The 17,458-nt window shown below is 71.3% G+C and carries 14 protein-coding genes; 11 read left to right on the forward strand and 3 right to left on the reverse strand.

All coding sequences use genetic code 11. The features are described from left to right. Window positions 1-75 precede the first annotated feature (75 nt). The 6 genes from OG310_RS16175 (at window position 76) to OG310_RS16205 (ending at window position 9,579) form a co-directional block, all read left to right on the forward strand. Window positions 76-822 (forward strand): response regulator transcription factor, encoded by a 747-nt coding sequence (locus OG310_RS16175; protein WP_329456592.1) that lies wholly within the window; start codon window positions 76-78, stop codon window positions 820-822. Between the two features lie 296 nt (window positions 823-1,118). Further along, window positions 1,119-2,537 (forward strand): sensor histidine kinase, encoded by a 1,419-nt coding sequence (locus tag OG310_RS16180; RefSeq protein ID WP_329460207.1) that lies wholly within the window; start codon window positions 1,119-1,121, stop codon window positions 2,535-2,537. 345 nt (window positions 2,538-2,882) lie between these two features. After that, window positions 2,883-3,803, forward strand: coding sequence for a mycothiol synthase (gene mshD / locus OG310_RS16185; RefSeq protein ID WP_329456593.1), 921 nt, complete (start codon window positions 2,883-2,885; stop codon window positions 3,801-3,803). A 364-nt stretch (window positions 3,804-4,167) separates the two neighbouring features. Next, window positions 4,168-4,881 carry a TMEM175 family protein gene (locus OG310_RS16190; RefSeq protein WP_329456594.1) on the forward strand — a complete coding sequence of 238 codons (714 nt, stop codon included), beginning with the start codon at window positions 4,168-4,170 and terminating at the stop codon, window positions 4,879-4,881. A gap of 1,244 nt (window positions 4,882-6,125) precedes the next feature. Then, the gene (locus OG310_RS16200) at window positions 6,126-8,393 is read left to right on the forward strand and encodes an RNA degradosome polyphosphate kinase (protein ID WP_329456595.1); all 2,268 of its coding nucleotides are present in this window, start codon (window positions 6,126-6,128) and stop codon (window positions 8,391-8,393) included. 34 nt (window positions 8,394-8,427) lie between these two features. Continuing rightward, the gene (locus tag OG310_RS16205; RefSeq protein WP_443078856.1) at window positions 8,428-9,579 is read left to right on the forward strand and encodes a CHAD domain-containing protein; all 1,152 of its coding nucleotides are present in this window, start codon (window positions 8,428-8,430) and stop codon (window positions 9,577-9,579) included. 110 nt (window positions 9,580-9,689) lie between these two features. Here the strand turns inward: OG310_RS16205 and OG310_RS16210 are convergent, their stop codons facing one another. After that, the gene (locus tag OG310_RS16210; RefSeq protein ID WP_329456597.1) at window positions 9,690-9,854 is read right to left on the reverse strand and encodes a hypothetical protein; all 165 of its coding nucleotides are present in this window, start codon (window positions 9,852-9,854) and stop codon (window positions 9,690-9,692) included. A 27-nt stretch (window positions 9,855-9,881) separates the two neighbouring features. Between OG310_RS16210 and OG310_RS16215 the strand changes: the two genes are divergently transcribed. From OG310_RS16215 to pstB, 5 genes are all read left to right on the forward strand, one after another. Further along, window positions 9,882-10,445, forward strand: coding sequence for an NUDIX hydrolase (locus OG310_RS16215; protein ID WP_329456598.1), 564 nt, complete (start codon window positions 9,882-9,884; stop codon window positions 10,443-10,445). Window positions 10,446-11,084: 639 nt separating this feature from the next. Then, complete coding sequence (pstS, locus tag OG310_RS16220) at window positions 11,085-12,239, forward strand: phosphate ABC transporter substrate-binding protein PstS (RefSeq protein ID WP_329456599.1); 1,155 nt, start codon at window positions 11,085-11,087, stop codon at window positions 12,237-12,239. A gap of 150 nt (window positions 12,240-12,389) precedes the next feature. Then, window positions 12,390-13,403 carry a phosphate ABC transporter permease subunit PstC gene (gene pstC, locus OG310_RS16225; protein ID WP_329456600.1) on the forward strand — a complete coding sequence of 338 codons (1,014 nt, stop codon included), beginning with the start codon at window positions 12,390-12,392 and terminating at the stop codon, window positions 13,401-13,403. After that, complete coding sequence (gene pstA / locus OG310_RS16230) at window positions 13,400-14,470, forward strand: phosphate ABC transporter permease PstA (protein WP_329456601.1); 1,071 nt, start codon at window positions 13,400-13,402, stop codon at window positions 14,468-14,470. The genes pstC and pstA overlap by 4 nt, the downstream gene beginning before the upstream one ends. 36 nt (window positions 14,471-14,506) lie before the next feature. Then, window positions 14,507-15,283: a phosphate ABC transporter ATP-binding protein PstB gene (gene pstB, locus OG310_RS16235; protein WP_329456602.1), complete on the forward strand. Its 777-nt coding sequence runs from the start codon at window positions 14,507-14,509 to the stop codon at window positions 15,281-15,283. Window positions 15,284-15,752: 469 nt separating this feature from the next. On the opposite strand, the gene OG310_RS16240 is transcribed toward pstB, so the two are convergent. After that, complete coding sequence (locus OG310_RS16240; RefSeq protein ID WP_329456603.1) at window positions 15,753-16,751, reverse strand: inorganic phosphate transporter; 999 nt, start codon at window positions 16,749-16,751, stop codon at window positions 15,753-15,755. Window positions 16,752-16,756: 5 nt separating this feature from the next. Further along, the gene (locus OG310_RS16245) at window positions 16,757-17,377 is read right to left on the reverse strand and encodes a DUF47 domain-containing protein (protein ID WP_329456604.1); all 621 of its coding nucleotides are present in this window, start codon (window positions 17,375-17,377) and stop codon (window positions 16,757-16,759) included. Window positions 17,378-17,458: the final 81 nt, after the last annotated feature.

Consider the following 17,458-nt stretch of genomic DNA (forward strand, 5'->3'; position numbering starts at 1 on the left):
GACGGACCAGCCGTGGCCGACTCCGTTACCTTCGGATACGACAACGAGGGTATGGACGGACGAGGGAGCAGCGACATGAGTTCCGCCGAGGTGGACACCCAGCGGATCCTGATCGTCGATGACGAACCCGCCGTGCGTGAGGCTCTTCGCAGGAGCCTCACGTTCGACGGGTACGACACCGAGGTCGCCGTCGACGGCTTCGACGCTCTCACCAAGGCCGAGGCGTACGCGCCCGACCTCATCGTGCTGGACATCCAGATGCCGCGCATGGACGGCCTCACGGCCGCCCGCAGGCTCCGCAACAGCGGCTCGAAGGTACCGATCCTGATGCTCACCGCCCGTGACACGGTCGGTGACCGCGTGACGGGGCTCGACGCGGGCGCGGACGACTACCTGGTGAAGCCGTTCGAGCTCGACGAGCTGTTCGCCCGCATCCGCGCCCTGCTGCGCCGCAGCTCGTACCTGGCGTCCGCCCTCGGCGTCGGGGACCTGCCGGACAACGACGTCCTGTCGTTCGCGGACCTCAGGATGGACCTGACGACGCGCGACGTCACACGCGGCGAGCGCCGCGTCGAGCTGACGCGCACCGAGTTCACCCTGCTGGAGATGTTCCTCGCGCACCCGCGCCAGGTGCTGACCCGCGAGCAGATCCTCAAGGCCGTGTGGGGCTTCGACTTCGAACCGAGTTCCAACTCCCTCGACGTGTACGTGATGTACCTGCGCCGCAAGACGGAGGGCGGCGGTGAGCCCCGGCTGGTCCACACCGTGCGCGGCGTCGGCTACGTCCTGCGCTCCGACGCCGGCTCCGGCGGCCCCGTATGACGGACTCCTCACCCCCCGAACGGCCGCACGACACGCACGACACGCACGGCTCGACCGGACCGGTCGAGGAGGGCAGCGGCCCGGGCGACCGTGGACGGTACGGGCACGGCGGTGCGGGAGAACCAGGCCGCGCGGGCGTCGGCCGGGACGCGGAGGCCGACGAGACCGAGGGGATCGGCGGCTCCCGCCGGCACCCGCAGGGCGCCGGCGGGAGCCGCGCCGGTGCCCCCCATACCTTCGCCATCCGGCTGACCGCCCCGGTACGGCGCTTCGGCGCGCTGCCGATCCGGTCCCGGATGGCGCTGCTGGTGGCCGCAGCGGTGGCCATCGCGGTGGCCGTCGTCGCCGTCTCCAGCTGGCTGCTCACCCGCAGCCAGCTGCAGAACGAGCTCGACAACTCCCTGCGCAACAGCACCGCTCCGAGCAGCCAGATCGCCAGCGCCCTGCAGACCTGCGAGGACGGCGCCGGCTCCACCTCGTCGAACAAGGCCGCACCCGACGCCTCCGAGCAGGCCTTCGCCTACTTCCAGGTCGTGGACGCGAACGGCTCGCGCTGCGTCGCGCTCGGCTCCCAGCCCGTGAAGGTCGAGCAGCAGGACGTGGCCGTGGCCCGGGGCGAGGAGGAGGAGTCGCCGGTGCACACCAGCACCACGGACGGCGGCCAGGAGGTCCAGGTCCACACCCGGCTCCAGACCATCCGGATCGGGCCGCCCGGCGGGTCGAGCCCCCAGCCCGTGGCGGTCACCATCTCGCGGCCCGTCGACGAGATCCAGACCTCGCTCAACCGGCTCGCCCTGCTGCTCGCGGTGGTCGCCGGGGTCGGTGTGCTCGGGGCGGGCGCCGCCGGTCTGTGGATCGCGCGGACCGGGCTGCGCCCCGTGGACGGGCTCACCCGGGCCGTCGAGCACGTGGCCCGCACGGAAGACCTCAGCGTCCGCATCCCCGTCGACGGGGAGGACGAGATCGCCCGGCTGTCCCGGTCGTTCAACTCGATGACCGCCGCGCTGGCCTCGTCCCGCGACCGCCAGTCGCAGCTGATCGCCGACGCGGGCCACGAGCTGCGCACCCCGCTCACGTCGCTGCGCACCAACATCGAGCTGCTGGCGCGAAGCGAGGAGACGGGCCGCGCGATCCCGCCCGACGACCGCCGCGAGCTGATGGCGTCGGTGAAGGCCCAGATGACGGAGCTCGCGGCGCTCATCGGCGACCTCCAGGAACTCTCCAGGCCGGACGCGCTCACGCCGGGGACGGTGCAGGTGGTCGCCCTGCACGAGGTCGTGGAGCACGCCCTGCGCCGCGCCCGGCTGCGCGGGCCCGGCCTGGCGATCGACGCCACCACCGCCACCTGGTACGTACGGGCGGAACCCGCGACGCTGGAACGCGCCGTCGTCAACGTCCTCGACAACGCCGTCAAGTTCAGTCCGCCCGGCGGCGTGGTCGAGGTCCGGCTCGACGCGCACGGCGAACTGACCGTGCGCGACCACGGGCCCGGCATCCCGGCGGAGGACCTGCCGCACGTCTTCGAGCGGTTCTGGCGCTCGCCGTCGGCGCGTTCGCTGCCCGGCTCCGGCCTCGGCCTCGCGATCGTCGCCCGTACGCTCCAGCAGGCCGGCGGCGAGATCACGCTGAGCCCGGCGGACGGCGGCGGCACGGTGGCGAGGATCAGCCTGCCCGGCGCGCCGACCCCGCCACCGGACCTGCCGCCCGACGCGTAGGGCCCCGGCGCCGCACCGCCCGCTGCGGTCCGGTCCGTGCGCCGAGCGCCTGCCCGTCCCCGTGCCGTCGCGGCGCGGATCCCGCACGTCTCGCGCGAAGCGGCGGGCGCGGCCCTCGTCGCGCCCGCGCAGGTCCGGCCGCAGTGGGCCCCATCTGCGCACGGCCCGCCGCCGCGACCCCGCGGGCCGCCCCGCGGGAGCTCCGCACCCCACGGGACGGCGGCGGCCCCGCGCGGGCCCGGCGCAGTCCGCCGCCCCCGGAGCGCGCACCGGGTACCCGGGCGCCACGAACGTCGCCGCCCGGCCCAGCCACCCGGCCGCCGGACCGCGCCGTACCCTCGACGCATGACTGACGCAGCAGCTCGCGAGCCCGTACGGCAGATCCAGACCCTCGACGCGCTCACGGACGAACAGGCCGCGGCGGTACTCGCCCTGCTGGCCGATGCCTCGGCCGACGACGGCGTGCAGGCGGTCTCCGAGCAGGGCCGGCTCCAGCTCCGCGGCGGCCACCGCGAAGGGGTGCGGCACTTCCTCCTCACCGTCGGCGACGAGGCCGTGGGATACGCACAGTTGGAGGACACGGACCCGGTGGAGGCCCCGGCGGCCGAACTCGTCGTGCACCCCTCGTGGCGCGGCAGGGGCCACGGCCGGGCGCTCGGCGACGCCCTGATGGCGGCGTCGGGCCGGCGGCTGCGGGTGTGGGCGCACGGCGGGAAGTCCGCCGCACGCCACCTGGCCCAGGTCCTCGGCCTCACGCTCTTTCGCGAACTGCGGCAGATGCGCCGCCCGTTGGCGCCGCTCGACATCCCGGAGCCGCAGATCCCGCCGGGTGTCGCGATCCGTACGTTCGTGCCGGGCGAGGACGACACCGCCTGGCTCGCGGTGAACGCCGCCGCCTTCGCCCACCACCCCGAACAGGGCGGCATGACGCAGCGCGACCTGGACGACCGCACGGCCGAGCCGTGGTTCGACCCGAAGGGGTTCTTCCTCGCGGAGCGGGCGGGCGAAGTCATCGGTTTCCACTGGACGAAGGTCCACGCCCAGGACCAGCTCGGCGAGGTGTACGTGGTCGGCATCAGGCCGGACGCCCAGGGCAGCGGCCTCGGCAGGACCCTGACCGCGATCGGCCTGCGCCACCTGGCCGCCGAGGGGCTGCCGACGGCGATGCTCTACGTGGACGGCGACAACTCGGCGGCCGTCAGGGTCTACGAGGGCCTGGGCTTCACGACCCACGAGACGGACCTGATGTACCGCACGGAACTCTGAGCGGGCCACCTCTCGGGGCGCCGCCGTCCGTGCGATCCCGCATCCGCACGGACGGCCCGGGTACCGGGCCCCGGGACCGACGGGGGTCGGGGGCGGTCACGCACGGCGGTCACGCACGCCGGTCACGGCAAGCGGTCACACACGCCGGTCGTGGACGGTCCGGGAGGGGCGACGGGACGGCCTGCGAGGTCGCGGCGCACGCCGGGGTCCGGCGGTCGCGGACCTCCCAATTCCCCGCTCGTCGAGCTCGGGTAGAGTCCGCGCGGGTTGCCCGAAGCCCGCGAGCACCGGACTGCGGCAGCGCCGGACGCCGGCAACGCGGCAGGCCGTCAGACAGCTCGGACAGGGGCGAGGGAGAACACGCATGGGTGACAGCGGCAGCGTCGACGAGACGGGGACGAAGGGGCCCGCTCCGGCGGAGCCGTCGGTTCCCGCGCCGGAGAGGGCAAGGGGAGGCGCTTCCGGGGAGCGTCTGGTGCTCTTCACCGACGCGGTGACCGCGATCTCCATCACCCTGTTGATCCTGCCGCTGGTCGACCTCGTGCCGGAAGTCGCGTCCCACCACGAGAGCGCGAGCAAGGTGATCACCGACCACGTCAACCAGATCTGGAGCTTCGTGCTCAGCTTCGCGGTCATCGCGAACATCTGGGGAGAACACCACCGCGCCTTCTCGTCGGTCGCGAGGGTCACCCGCCCCCTGACGATGTGGAACATGGGGTGGCTGCTGTCCGTCGTCGTGCTCCCCCTCCCGACGGAGATGATCGGCGCCTTCGGCCGCGACCGCTTCGTGGCGGCGTTCTACTACGCGACTGTCCTGGCCACCATGGTGTGCCGGCTGGCCATGCTGAGGATCCTGAAGAACAACCCGGGGCTGCTCGAAGAGGACGGCCACGTGTCGGGCCGGTCCTTCCAGGACATGTACACCGACAGCTACGTCAACGTCGTCGCCCTAGTCGTCGCCTTCGCCATCGCCCTGGCCGTACCCGCTCTCCAGTACTACAGCCTGTTCCTGCTGCTCGTGCCAGGACGGATACACCGCCGGGGGCAGAAGGTCGGGCATGCTGGTCTCCCCTCCTGACTCGTCGTCCGGAACATACCCACGCCGGCGTGGCTCGGACTTGAACTACTTCTGACCCGCGCGTATCAGGGGCAGTCCGCATGCAACCGCATGTGTCCACGACCTCGCGCCGTTGTACTTGTTCAGTGCTGCGGCACCGCCCGTCCACGACGTCGCCCAGGCGATCGGATGTGCTCAAGCATGCGGATGGGGCGTACGACTCGGCCTGACACCGACGGCTGCGCGGTGGCTCGCGGGGCGATCCGCGGAGTTGGAGCGATTCTGACGATGCCATGCGTGAACGCCGCGTACGTCCAGCACCCTCGGTTTGCCCGGAGCATCGAGGAGCTAAGGGCGATGGCGTGCAAGTGCTCTGCGGAGAGGGTGGGTTCGTGCCGAACGCGCCCGGTCCAGGGCATCGAGTACAAGGCCCGGGGATACGCGAACCTCCAGCGGTGGATCGACAACCGCAGAGGCCGCCTCGTCACCAGGTCGGCGTGGCTGCCGGCGGACGAACTGCCGGCGCAGGACTCGCTGGGCTGGCTGCGGGAAATCCTCGGCGAGTCGCGCCCCGAGGGGTGGGGCCCCGGGCCCGTCAAGAGCATCAGAGAACATACACAGGGAGGTGCCGGTCTTCGCGGTGCCGTGTTTCGACCTTACGAGCCTCGTCCGCCGAGGCGCGGGGCAGCGGCGCGGAGCGCCCGGTCACTTCCCCTGGCGTCGAGCGTGGACGCGGTCGGCCGGCGCCGTGACGTGGGCTGAACGTGTACGCCGAAGCTTCTCCTCCGCGCGGCGCGTGGTGCGGCGCCCGCCGCGCGACCCGGGGAGAGTCGGCGCCACGGAGGAAACGGTTAATCGAACGCATATTCGGCCAATCCCTCGGCCCGCCCCCAGCGGAACAGTGAATTTCGGGCGAGGCATCCTGGTTGCCGCGCGCCTACCGGCACCGTCCTCCTCCTGGAGGCCGAGAAGGCGCGGGACGCCCTGGGGCGCACGCGGCCCCGGCGCGGCGCCCGCGCCCATGAGAGGCCCAGCCGCCGCGGCTCCCGCCCCCTGGGGGCCCCGTCCCGCTTTCCTTCACGTCATCTCCCTGTCACCGCTCATTCAGCCGCTCTTGCGATCCTCGCTGCATGCAGCCCGCTGTGCCCCCCACCCAGAACGGCAGGAGCCACATCCCCCCTGCTCGCTCCGACGTGCCCGGCGCCTTCCTCGGGCGGAAGGATTCCAACGCGCCCGCTGCCCCCTCCGCGGGGAAGAATGGGGACATGAGTCAGCAGCCCGCCGAGGTACCGGTCCAGCAAAACCAGCAGTCCGCGCGCCCGCAGGGGCCCGCGGCGCAGCCCTCCGTGGGTTTCATCGCCGCGCACCGGCCGAGCACCGTCGCCGGTGGGACCGTCTCCGACCTGGAACCCGACCTCGACGCCGACCTCGACACCTACGAGGAGGCAGGCGTGCCCGAAGGGGCCGAGCTGCTTCCGCAGGGCCGGTTCCTGGACCGTGAGCGCAGCTGGCTCGCGTTCAACGAGCGCGTGCTGGAGCTGGCCGAGGACCCGGCGACCCCGCTCCTTGAGCGGGCTAACTTCCTGGCGATCTTCGCGTCGAACCTGGACGAGTTCTTCATGGTCCGGGTCGCGGGCCTGAAGCGCCGCATCGCCACCGGCGTCGCGACGCGCTCGGCCTCCGGGCTCCAGCCGCGCGAGGTGCTCGACCTGATCTGGACCCGGTCGCGGGAGCTCATGGCCCGGCACGCCGCCTGCTACCAGCAGGACGTCGCCCCGGCGCTCGGCGACGAGGGCATACACATCGTGCGCTGGCCCGAGCTGACGGAGAAGGAGCAGGCCCGCCTGTTCACGCTCTTCCGCCAGCAGATCTTCCCGGTCCTCACCCCCCTCGCCGTGGACCCGGCGCACCCCTTCCCGTACATCTCGGGGCTCTCCCTCAACCTCGCCGTCGTCGTGCGCAACCCCGTCAGCGGCCACCGGCACTTCGCGCGGGTCAAGGTGCCGCCGCTGCTGTCGCGGTTCCTGGAGGCGTCCCCGCAGCGGTTCGTGCCACTGGAAGACGTCATAGCCGCGCACCTGGAGGAGCTGTTCCCCGGCATGGAGGTGCTCGCGCACCACATGTTCCGGGTCACGCGCAACGAGGACCTGGAGGTCGAGGAGGACGACGCCGAGAACCTCCTCAAGGCGCTGGAGAAGGAGCTCATGCGGCGCCGCTTCGGTCCGCCGGTGCGCCTGGAGGTCGAGGAGTCCATCGACCCGTACGTGCTGGACCTGCTCGTGCGCGAGCTGAAGGTCTCCGACGCGGAGGTGTACCCGCTGCCGGGGCTCCTCGACCTGACCGCGCTGTTCGGCATCTCGTCGCTGGACCGGCCCGAGCTGAAGTACCCGCGGTTCATCGCGGGCACGCACCGCGATCTCGCGGAGGTGGAGTCGGCGTCCGCGCCGGACATCTTCGCGGCGCTGCGCGAGCGGGACGTCCTGCTGCACCACCCGTACGACTCGTTCTCGACGTCCGTGCAGGCCTTCCTGGAGCAGGCGGCCGGCGACCCGGACGTCCTCGCGATCAAGCAGACCCTGTACCGGACGTCCGGCGACTCCCCCATCGTGGACGCGCTGATCGACGCCGCCGAGTCCGGCAAGCAGGTCCTCGTCCTCGTCGAGATCAAGGCCCGCTTCGACGAGCAGGCCAACATCAAGTGGGCGCGCAAGCTGGAGGAGTCCGGCTGCCACGTCGTGTACGGCCTGGTCGGCCTGAAGACCCACTGCAAGCTGTCCCTGGTCGTACGGCAGGAGGGCGACACCCTCCGCCGCTACAGCCACGTCGGCACCGGCAACTACCACCCGAAGACCGCGCGGCTGTACGAGGACCTCGGCCTGCTCACCGCGGACCCGCAGGTGGGCGCCGACCTGTCCGACCTGTTCAACCGGCTCTCCGGCTACTCGCGCCGCGAGACGTACCGCCGGCTCCTGGTCGCGCCGAAGTCCCTGCGCGACGGCCTGATCTCCCGGATCAACAAGGAGGCCGCGCACCACCGTGCCGGGCGGCCCGCCTACATCAAGATCAAGGTCAACTCGATGGTGGACGAGGCGATCATCGACTCGCTCTACCGCGCGTCGCAGGCCGGTGTCCCCGTCGACATCTGGGTACGCGGCATCTGCGCGATCCGCCCCGACGTGCCGGGGCTCTCCGAGAACATCCGCGTGCGCTCCATACTCGGCCGCTTCCTCGAACACTCCCGGGTGTTCGCGTTCTGCAACGGCGGCGAGCCCGAAGTGTGGCTCGGCAGCGCCGACATGATGCACCGCAATCTCGACCGCCGCATAGAGGCCCTCGTACGGGTCACCGACCCGGCCCACCGCGCCGCGCTGACCCGGCTGCTGGAGACCGGGATGTCCGAGAAGACCTCCTCGTGGCACCTCGGACCCGACGGCGAATGGACCCGGCACGCCACGGACGCGGACGGGCTGCCCCTGCGGAACGTACAGGAAATGCTCATTGACGCCCGGAGGCGCCGGCGTGCCGCACCATGAAGCCGAGACCGAACAGCTGACGGCGGCCGGAGAGGTGCTGTCCCGGTACCTGCACTCCCGGGCCGGTGACTTCCTGCGCAGCCTGCGGCTGTACAGCGAGAGCGGCTCCGACACGGCCACCGCCGAGCAGGCGGCGAGCGCGCTGCGTGCCTCGGCACGCCGGATCAGCGGCACCCTGTACACGTACCGGGTCCTGCTCGACCCGGTGTGGGCCGACCACCTGCGCAAGGAGCTGGCCTGGCTGGCCGGCACACTCGCGCAGGAGCACGCGTGCACGGCGCGGCTGCACCGGCTGGTGGGGGCGCTCGGCCGGCTCTCCGGCCTGGGCGCCGCGGCCGCGCCGGCCGGAACCGCCGCGGCCGCGAACGGCGTCCCGCTCGCCCGGGTGGCGCACGCGGCCACCACGGGCACCGCACCGGCGGCGGCCACCGCGACCGCGAACGGCACCACCACGGCCACCGACGGCTCCGGGCTTGCGGGCGGCGCCGCGCACGGCTCCCCGGGTCCGGAGGCGGCGCCACCGCTCACGCCGGAGCCGCCGCCGGCCGGCGCGCTGACCGTCGGCGCCTCCCGGGCGGGCGCGCTGCTCGACCGGCAGCTGACACTCGCCAGGACCCGCGCCCACTCGGCGGCGCTCCAGGCACTCGGCTCGTCACGCTTCCACGCCGTCGCCGACGCGGTGGCGGTGCTCGCCTCCGAGGTGCCGCTCGGGCCGGTGGTGGGCGCGGCGGCGGCCTCCGAGGTGCTCGCCGCACCCGGTGAGTGGACGGAGCGTCAACTGCTCGACGCGGTGGCCGCGCTGCCGCTGTCCCGCGCGTCCCACCCGTACAACGCGGAGGCGCTGGTGCACGGCCTGTCCACCGCGTCCGAGGGCGAGGCGCAGGACGCGCCGTGGCACCAGGTCCGGCAGTTGCTGCGGCTGCACCGCTACGCGCAGGAGGTGTGGTGCCCGGGCGGCGCCGGCCCCGCCCCGGTGCTGACGGACGCGGGCCGGACCCTGGACCGCCACCGCGACGCGGCGGAGGCCTCGGCCGCCGCCGCGAACGCCGCCCGCACCCCCCGGATCGCCCCGGCGACCGCGTACGCGCTCGGGGTGCTCCACGCGGACCAGCGGCTGGAGGTGGAGGCGGCCCGCTTCGCGTTCCAGCAGCTGTGGCAGCAGGCGACGGCCACGGCGGCACGCTGAGCGGGTTTCCGCGCGGGGCCGGTGAGCACCCGTAGAACGTCGCGGGGGCCGCGCACCCGCGCTCGGCCCGCCCCGGTACGGGTGGTCGGCGGTCCTCGGGGCATACGGGGTCACGGGCGGTGAACCGGGTACGTCGGGCCGTCGGCCGCGGTCCGGCGGCGCCCGGCGACGACGCTGCTGACGCGGTCGGTGCCGGTGATCGCCGATGGCGGGGCCGCCAGGGGCGCGGCGTTGCCGCCACCGCCGACGGTGACGACAATGACCACCGTGACCACGCACGGTGAGGACGAGGGACGGCGACCATGACGGCAGCGGACCACCGGCGGAGCGGCGAGACGATCCTCGCGGCGGGCTGCCTGCTCTGGCGGAGCGTCACCTCCGGCGCGGGACCCCGTACGGCGGGCAGGGGCCCGGGAGCCGCCTCACGCCCCGATGACGGCACGGCCGGCGGCGAGGGCGGTGGCGCGCTCAACGCAGTGGTCGACGGCGCGCCGGGCGGCGCCGTCGAACTCTGCCTCGTCCACCGCCCCGCGTACGACGACTGGTCGCACCCCAAGGGAAAGCTGAAGCACGGGGAGTCCGCGCTGGCCGCGGCGCTGCGCGAGGTCCTTGAGGAGACCGGCCACTACTGCGTGCCCGGCGCGCGCATCGGCACGGTCGACTACGAGGTGGACGGGCGGCCCAAGACGGTCGAGTACTGGGCGGCGGAGGAGAGCGGCGGCAGCTTCACCCCGGGCGACGAGGTCGACCGCATCCTGTGGCTGTCCCCCGCGGCCGCCAGGGAACGCCTCACGCAGCCCCGCGACCGGCTCCTCGTCGACGGCCTCGTCGCCGCACTGCGCGCCACCCGCTCGGGCGACCGCTGACCACCACCGCGGCGACGGCCGGTCCGGGGACCCGTTGACCGACGCCCCACCCACCACCACTCACGTGTCCCATGGCGGCCGACCCCCGGCACCGGGCCGTCCGTTGACCCGCTGACCGAGACCCGCCGACCACCGGTCCAGGACCTCGGGCGCCAGGCGCCCGCCGCTCGCCGCATCCCTCACCCCGTACGCCCCGTCACCCCGCACGCCCCAACCGCCCCACGGCTCCGTAGCGTCCCGCCGCCACTCCGGCACTCCGGCACTCCGGCACTCCGGTGAACGCCCCGCGCGACGCGCGTGAACGCCCGCCCAGACGCGGGTGAATGACCCCGGGAACGTGCCACCCACGGCACTCACGGCCGCCACACGGAAGAGATCCGCCCGAATCAGTGCGAAATAGCGCCTGAATCGACACCTGGACAACACCTGAATCGACACCTGCGGGCGCTAGTCGCCGGAGCCGAACCAGGCCGTCCCTCATGGTTCACTCTCCGTTCACTTCTCTCGGTCGACCGCTTCATCTCATCTGCCTAATTTCGGGCTTACACGGTGACGGGCTCACGCCTCACCGGCTCACCCGACGCACGCCGCCATCGCATACCTCAGACGTACGGCGGCTCCTGGAAGGAAACACCCGAAGTGAAGCTTCTGCGCAAGAACGGGCTGCGTGCCACCGCGCTCGGCGCCCTCGCCGTGTCCAGCGCCCTGGTTCTCACGGCGTGCGGCTCGGACGACAACAGCACCAGCAGCGCGAGCGCGAGCACCAGCTCCAGCAGTGGTACGAGCGCGGCCCCCGCCGCCGGTTCCATCGACTGCGGCAAGGGCTCGGGCAGCCTGCTCGCCTCCGGTTCGACCGCGCAGCAGAACGCCATGGACGAGTGGGTCAAGGACTTCATGGCGTCCTGCAAGAACATCCAGATCAACTACAAGGGCATCGGCTCCGGCGCCGGCGTTCAGCAGTTCGTCCAGGGGCAGACCGCCTTCGCCGGTTCGGACTCGCCGCTCAAGCCGGAGGAGATCACGTCCTCCAAGAAGGTCTGCACCGGCGGTCAGGGAATCGACCTGCCCATGGTCGGCGGCCCCATCTCCGTCGTCTACAACGTCCCCGGTGTCGACAACCTGACGCTGGACGCCCCCACCCTGGCGAAGATCTTCAACTCGAAGATCACCAAGTGGAACGACCCGGCCATCGCGAAGCTCAACCCGAGCGCCAAGCTGCCCGCCACGGCGATCCAGCCCTTCCACCGCTCGGACGAGTCCGGCACGACGGACAACTTCACCAAGTACCTGATCGCCGCCGCGAAGACCGACTGGCCCTACTCCGGTGGCAAGGCCTGGCAGGCCAAGGGCGGCCAGTCCGCTTCGGGCTCCGCCAACGTCGCCTCGCAGGTCAAGCAGACCGCCGGCGCGATCGGTTACGCCGAGCTGTCGTTCGCGACCTCCAGCCAGCTCCCGACGGTCCAGCTGAACACCGGCGCCTCCGCCCCGGTCACGGTCAGCTCGGAATCCGCGTCGAAGGCCATCGCGGACGCGAAGGTCGTCGGCACGGGTGGCGACCTCGCCCTCCAGCTCAACTACACCACCAAGGCCGACGGCGCCTGGCCGATCACCCTGGTGACGAGCGAGATCGTCTGCGACAAGGGCAACAAGGCCGCGACGCTCGACGCCACGAAGTCCTTCCTGAACTACATGGCGAGCGCCGACGCCCAGCAGAAGCTCACCGCCGAGGGTTACGCGCCGCTCCCCGACGCGATCGCCTCCCAGGTCCGTACCGCGATCGGTTCGCTGTCCTGACCCCGACCCCCACCCGGGTCACCTTCCCCATCCACTGATCCATCCGTGTACGGCAGGTCCCGCGTGGCCCCGAGCCCGCGGGACCTGCGTACATCCGGTGCACCGCCGCCGGGGGAGCCCTCCTCCCCCACCCAGACCGGAGACAAGAACATGGACATCACACAGACGGCCGAAGCGCCGCCACCGAGCCCACCCCGGCCACCGGCCGAGGCCGACGGCGCGCAGCAGCGCCCCGTCCTCCGCATCGGCGACCGGCTCTTCCTCGGCTTCTCCGGGGGATCCGGAATCCTGCTGCTGGTCGTCATGGCCGCCATCGCCGGCTTCCTGACCTACCGCGCTGTGAACGCGATCTCCCAGGACCACGGCAACTTCCTCACCACGTTCGAGTGGAACGCCGACAGCATCCCGCCGGTGTTCGGCATCGCGGTCCTCGCCTTCGGCACGATCGTCAGCGCCGTCATCGCCATGGGCATCGCCGTGCCGATCTCCATCGGCATCGCGCTGTTCATCACGCACTACGCGCACCGCAGGGTCGCCTCGCCGCTCTCGTACGTCGTCGACCTGCTCGCGGCCGTGCCCAGCATCGTCTACGGCCTGTGGGGCGCACTGTTCCTGGTGCCGCACATGAACGGCCTCGACCTCTGGCTGGACAAGTACTTCGGCTGGACCTACATCTTCAACCAGTCGACGCCAGGATCGGCCGCGCGCTCGCTGTTCACGGTGTCGATCCTGCTCGCGATCATGATCGTGCCGATCGTCACCAACGTCAGCCGCGAGGTCTTCCGGCAGGTCCCGCGCATGCACGAGGAAGCGGCCCTCGCCCTCGGCGCGACCCGCTGGGAGGTCATCCGCCTCTCGGTGCTGCCCTTCGCGCGCTCCGGCATCATCAGCGCCTCGATGCTCGGCCTCGGCCGCGCCCTCGGCGAGACGATGGCCGTCGCGACGGTCCTCTCGTCCTCCTCGGTGCTGTCGCTGCACCTGCTCGACCCGCAGGGCGGCACGTTCGCGCAGAACATCGCCGCGCACTTCGGCGAGGCCACGGACTTCGGCCGTGACGCGCTGATCGCGGGCGGCCTCGTGCTCTTCGTCATCACGCTGATCGTCAACGGCGCCGCCCGACTGATCATCGCCCGCCGCAAGGAGTACTCGGGGGCCAGCGCATGAGCCACACCGCAAGCGACCTCGACATCCGCCACCGCGGCTCCGCCATCGCGCGCAACCGGCTGCCCCGGTGGACGCCCCTCGCGATCGCGGCCGGTGCCGTCGTCCTGGGCATCGCCATCGGCGCGGGCGCCGGCCTCTCCAGCCACATCCAGTGGGGCCTGATCGCCCTGATCCTCTTCGTCGCCGGGAACTACGTCGTCACCCGCGCCGCGGACGGTCCCCGCCAGGCGAAGGACCGGGTCGCGACCAGCCTCGTCTACGCCTGCTTCATCCTCGCGATCATCCCGCTGTACTCGCTGATCGAGACGACCGTCGCGAAGGGCGCGAAGGTCCTCAACGGCACCTTCCTCAGCCACTCGATGAGCGGCGTGCTCGGCACCCAGCCCGGCGGCGGCGTCTACCACGCGATCATCGGCACGCTCGAACAGGTCGGCATCGCCACCATCATCGCGGTGCCGGTCGGCGTGTTCACCGCGATCTACCTGGTCGAGTACGGCAAGGGCGCGCTGGCCAAGGTCATCACGTTCTTCGTCGACGTGATGACGGGCATCCCGTCGATCGTCGCCGGCCTGTTCGTCCTGTCCTTCTGGATCCTGATCCTGGGCTTCGGCTTCTCCGGCTTCGCCGGATCGCTCGCCCTGACGATCCTGATGATGCCGATCATCGTCCGCTCCACCGAGGAGATGCTCAAGCTCGTACCGAACGAGCTCCGCGAAGCGTCCTACGCCCTCGGTGTCCCCAAGTGGCGCACGATCGTCAGCATCGTCCTCCCGACGTCCATCGGCGGCATCATCACCGGTGTCGTGCTGGCCATCGCCCGTATCGCGGGCGAGACCGCGCCGGTCCTGCTGCTGGTCTTCGGCAGCCAGGTGATCAACAACGATCCGTTCAACGGCCCGCAGTCGTCGCTGCCCTTCTACATCTACGAGCAGTACAACCTGGGCAACAGCGCGAGTTACGACCGCGCCTGGGGAGCGGCCCTCGTGCTGATCATCCTCGTGATGATCCTGAACCTGATCGCCCGCGGCATCGCCCGCTGGAAGGCCCCGAAGACGTCCGGTCGCTGACGCGGCCACCCGAAACCCGGATTGAGAGCAGTACCCATGGCCAAGCGCATCGACGTCAGCGGACTGAGCGCCTTCTACGGCGGCTTCCGCGCCATCGACGACATCTCCATGACCGTAGAACCCCGCACGGTGACGGCCTTCATCGGCCCGTCCGGCTGCGGCAAGTCGACCTTCCTGCGCACCCTGAACCGGATGCACGAGGTCACCCCCGGCGGCCGCGTCGAGGGCAAGGTCCTCCTGGACGACGAGAACCTGTACGGCTCCGGCGTCGACCCGGTCTCCGTACGCCGCACGGTCGGCATGGTCTTCCAGCGGCCGAACCCCTTCCCGACGATGTCGATCTACGACAACGTCGCGGCGGGCCTCCGGCTCAACGGCAGGCGCCGCAAGTCCGAACTCGACGCGGTCGTCGAGAAGTCCCTCACCGGGGCGAACCTCTGGAACGAGGTCAAGGACCGCCTGGCCAAGCCGGGCGCCGGCCTCTCCGGCGGCCAGCAGCAGCGCCTGTGCATAGCCCGCGCGATCGCCGTCGAACCGGACGTCCTGCTGATGGACGAGCCCTGCTCGGCGCTCGACCCGATCTCCACGCTCGCCATCGAGGACCTCATCGGGGACCTCAAGGAGCGCTTCACGATCGTGATCGTCACGCACAACATGCAGCAGGCGGCCCGCGTCTCGGACCGCACGGCCTTCTTCAACCTCGCGGCGGTCGGCCAGCCCGGCAAGCTCATCGAGATCGACGAGACCGAGCGCATCTTCTCCAACCCGTCGGTCCAAGCCACGGAGGACTACATCTCCGGTCGCTTCGGCTAGACCGGACCGAGCCGTCCTGCGGTGCTGCATGGCGGTGCCACCGCACGGCGAAGGGCCCGTCCTCCTCACGGAGGGCGGGCCCACTTTCGCGTTCCGGGCGGATACGGGGGCGGCCTGGTGGCGGAGCACGGTGCGCGATCTCGGCCGGGGGGCGGGGCACGGTCGGGCCGGCATCCGGTCCGCCGTACGCCCCGGAACCGGGGCCGCCGTAGGAGTGGCAACGGGACGGTGACCGGGATGCCCCACGAGAGAGGCCGACCGGTGCTTCATCGAGATGTGGCCGGGGAGCGTCGAGGCGTCCCGGCGTCGGAGGGGCCGGGCGCCCGGCACGTCGGCCCGCCGGCCCGTCGAGGCGGATGCCTCCGCTGGAAAGCGCGAACGGGCCCCGTACGCGCCGAGCGCGAGGGGCCCTGTCGACGCCGGCAACCCGGCGAGTGAGAACGGCGGGGCGCGGAACGCCCCTGCCGTGTCAGCCGAAGATCGCCGCGATGATCCAGTATACCAGCGCCGCGACGATGCCCGCCGCCGGCATCGTGATGAACCAGCCGATCACGATGTTCCGGCCGACCCCCCACCGCACGGCGTTGACCCGCTTCGTCGCCCCGACACCCATGATCGCCGAGGTGATCACGTGCGTCGTCGACACCGGCGCCTGGAAGATGTACGACGTCACGTAGAGGATCGACGCACCCGTGGTCTCCGCCGCGAACCCCTGCGGCGGATCGAGTTCGATGATCTTCCGCCCCAGCGTCCGCATGATCCGCCAGCCACCCGCGTACGTCCCGAGTGACAGCATCAGCGCACAGACGATCTTGACCCACACGGGGATGTTGTTCGTCGAGTCCGCGTCGCCCGCGATCACCAGCGCCAGCACCACGACGCCCATCGTCTTCTGCGCATCCTGCAGGCCGTGCCCGAGGGCCATTCCGGCCGCCGACACGGTCTGCGCGATCCGGAAGCCGCGCTTCACCTTGTGCGGGTTGGACCGGCGGAACAACCACAGGATCGCCAGCATCACCAGATAGCCGACGATCAGGCCCACGATGGGCGAGAGGAACATCGGGATGACGACCTTCTCGATCACCCCGGACCAGATGACCTCGCTGCCACCCGCCAGCGCCGCCCCCACCAGGCCGCCGAACAGCGCGTGCGACGAGGAGGACGGCAGCCCGAGCCGCCAGGTCACCACGTTCCAGGCGACCGCGCCCGCGAGTGCGGCGAACAGGATGCCCATGCCCTTGTCGCCGTGCGGTGTCCCGATCAGGCCCTTGCTGACGGTCTCCGCGACGCCCTGGCCGAGGAACGCGCCGGCGAGGTTCATCACCGCCGCCATCGCGAGGGCCGCGCGGGGGGTGAGCGCGCGCGTCGAGACGGACGTGGCGATCGCGTTGGCGGAGTCGTGGAAGCCGTTGGTGTAGGTGAAGCCGAGCGCGACGCCGATGGTCACGATCAGGACGAAGGTGTCCACGAAGCTCAGGACTCCTTGACCGCGATGGTCTCCACCGTGTTCGCGACGTGCTCGAACGCGTCGGCGGCCTCTTCAAGCGCATCGACGATCTGCTTGAGCTTGAGCACCTCCATCGCGTCGTACTTGCCGTTGAAGAGGTGGGCGAGCAGCTTGCGGTGGATCTGGTCGGCCTGGTTCTCCAGCCGGTTGATCTCGATCCAGTACTCCGTGAGGTTGCTCATCGTCCGCAGGTGCGGCATGGCCTCGGCCGTCAGGTCGGCGGCCCGGCTGAGGACCTCGATCTGCTGCTCGACGCCCCGTGGCAATTCCTCGATGTTGTAGAGGACGACCAGGTCGACGGCCTCTTCCATGAAGTCCATGATGTCGTCGAGGTGCGACGCCAGGGTGTAGATGTCCTCGCGGTCGAAAGGCGTGATGAAAGAGGAGTTCAGCTGGTGGAAGATCGCGTGGGTCGCGTCGTCACCCGCGTGCTCCGCGGCCCTCATCCGTTCGGCGATCTCGGCTTTCGCGGAGGAATCCGCACCGAGGAGTTCCATCAGGAGCTTGGAGCCCGTGACGATGTTGTCCGCTGACGCGGCGAACATGTCGTAGAAGCTCGTCTCCCTGGGGGTCAGACGAAAACGCACCTGGAGTCCTCGGGTTACATGGAATTCGGTCAGGCCGATGCTAGATGAGCGGGGTCCCAGTGTCGCTCATCCGGCTTCACC

This window comes from Streptomyces sp. NBC_01497, from assembly GCF_036250695.1.
In the GTDB taxonomy this organism is placed as follows: Bacteria; Actinomycetota; Actinomycetes; order Streptomycetales; family Streptomycetaceae; genus Streptomyces.

Excerpts from the sequence above, each read along its gene's own strand:
- OG310_RS16215 (WP_329456598.1), top strand. The coding sequence starts at position 9,882 with ATGACGGCAGCGGACCACCGGCGGAGCGGCGAGACGATCCTCGCGGCG.
- pstC (WP_329456600.1), top strand. The coding sequence starts at position 12,390 with ATGGACATCACACAGACGGCCGAAGCGCCGCCACCGAGCCCACCCCGG.
- OG310_RS16200 (WP_329456595.1), top strand. The coding sequence starts at position 6,126 with ATGAGTCAGCAGCCCGCCGAGGTACCGGTCCAGCAAAACCAGCAGTCC.
- pstA (WP_329456601.1), top strand. The coding sequence starts at position 13,400 with ATGAGCCACACCGCAAGCGACCTCGACATCCGCCACCGCGGCTCCGCC.
- OG310_RS16175 (WP_329456592.1), top strand. The coding sequence starts at position 76 with ATGAGTTCCGCCGAGGTGGACACCCAGCGGATCCTGATCGTCGATGAC.
- OG310_RS16180 (WP_329460207.1), top strand. The coding sequence starts at position 1,119 with ATGGCGCTGCTGGTGGCCGCAGCGGTGGCCATCGCGGTGGCCGTCGTC.
- pstB (WP_329456602.1), top strand. The coding sequence starts at position 14,507 with ATGGCCAAGCGCATCGACGTCAGCGGACTGAGCGCCTTCTACGGCGGC.
- OG310_RS16190 (WP_329456594.1), top strand. The coding sequence starts at position 4,168 with ATGGGTGACAGCGGCAGCGTCGACGAGACGGGGACGAAGGGGCCCGCT.
- mshD (WP_329456593.1), top strand. The coding sequence starts at position 2,883 with ATGACTGACGCAGCAGCTCGCGAGCCCGTACGGCAGATCCAGACCCTC.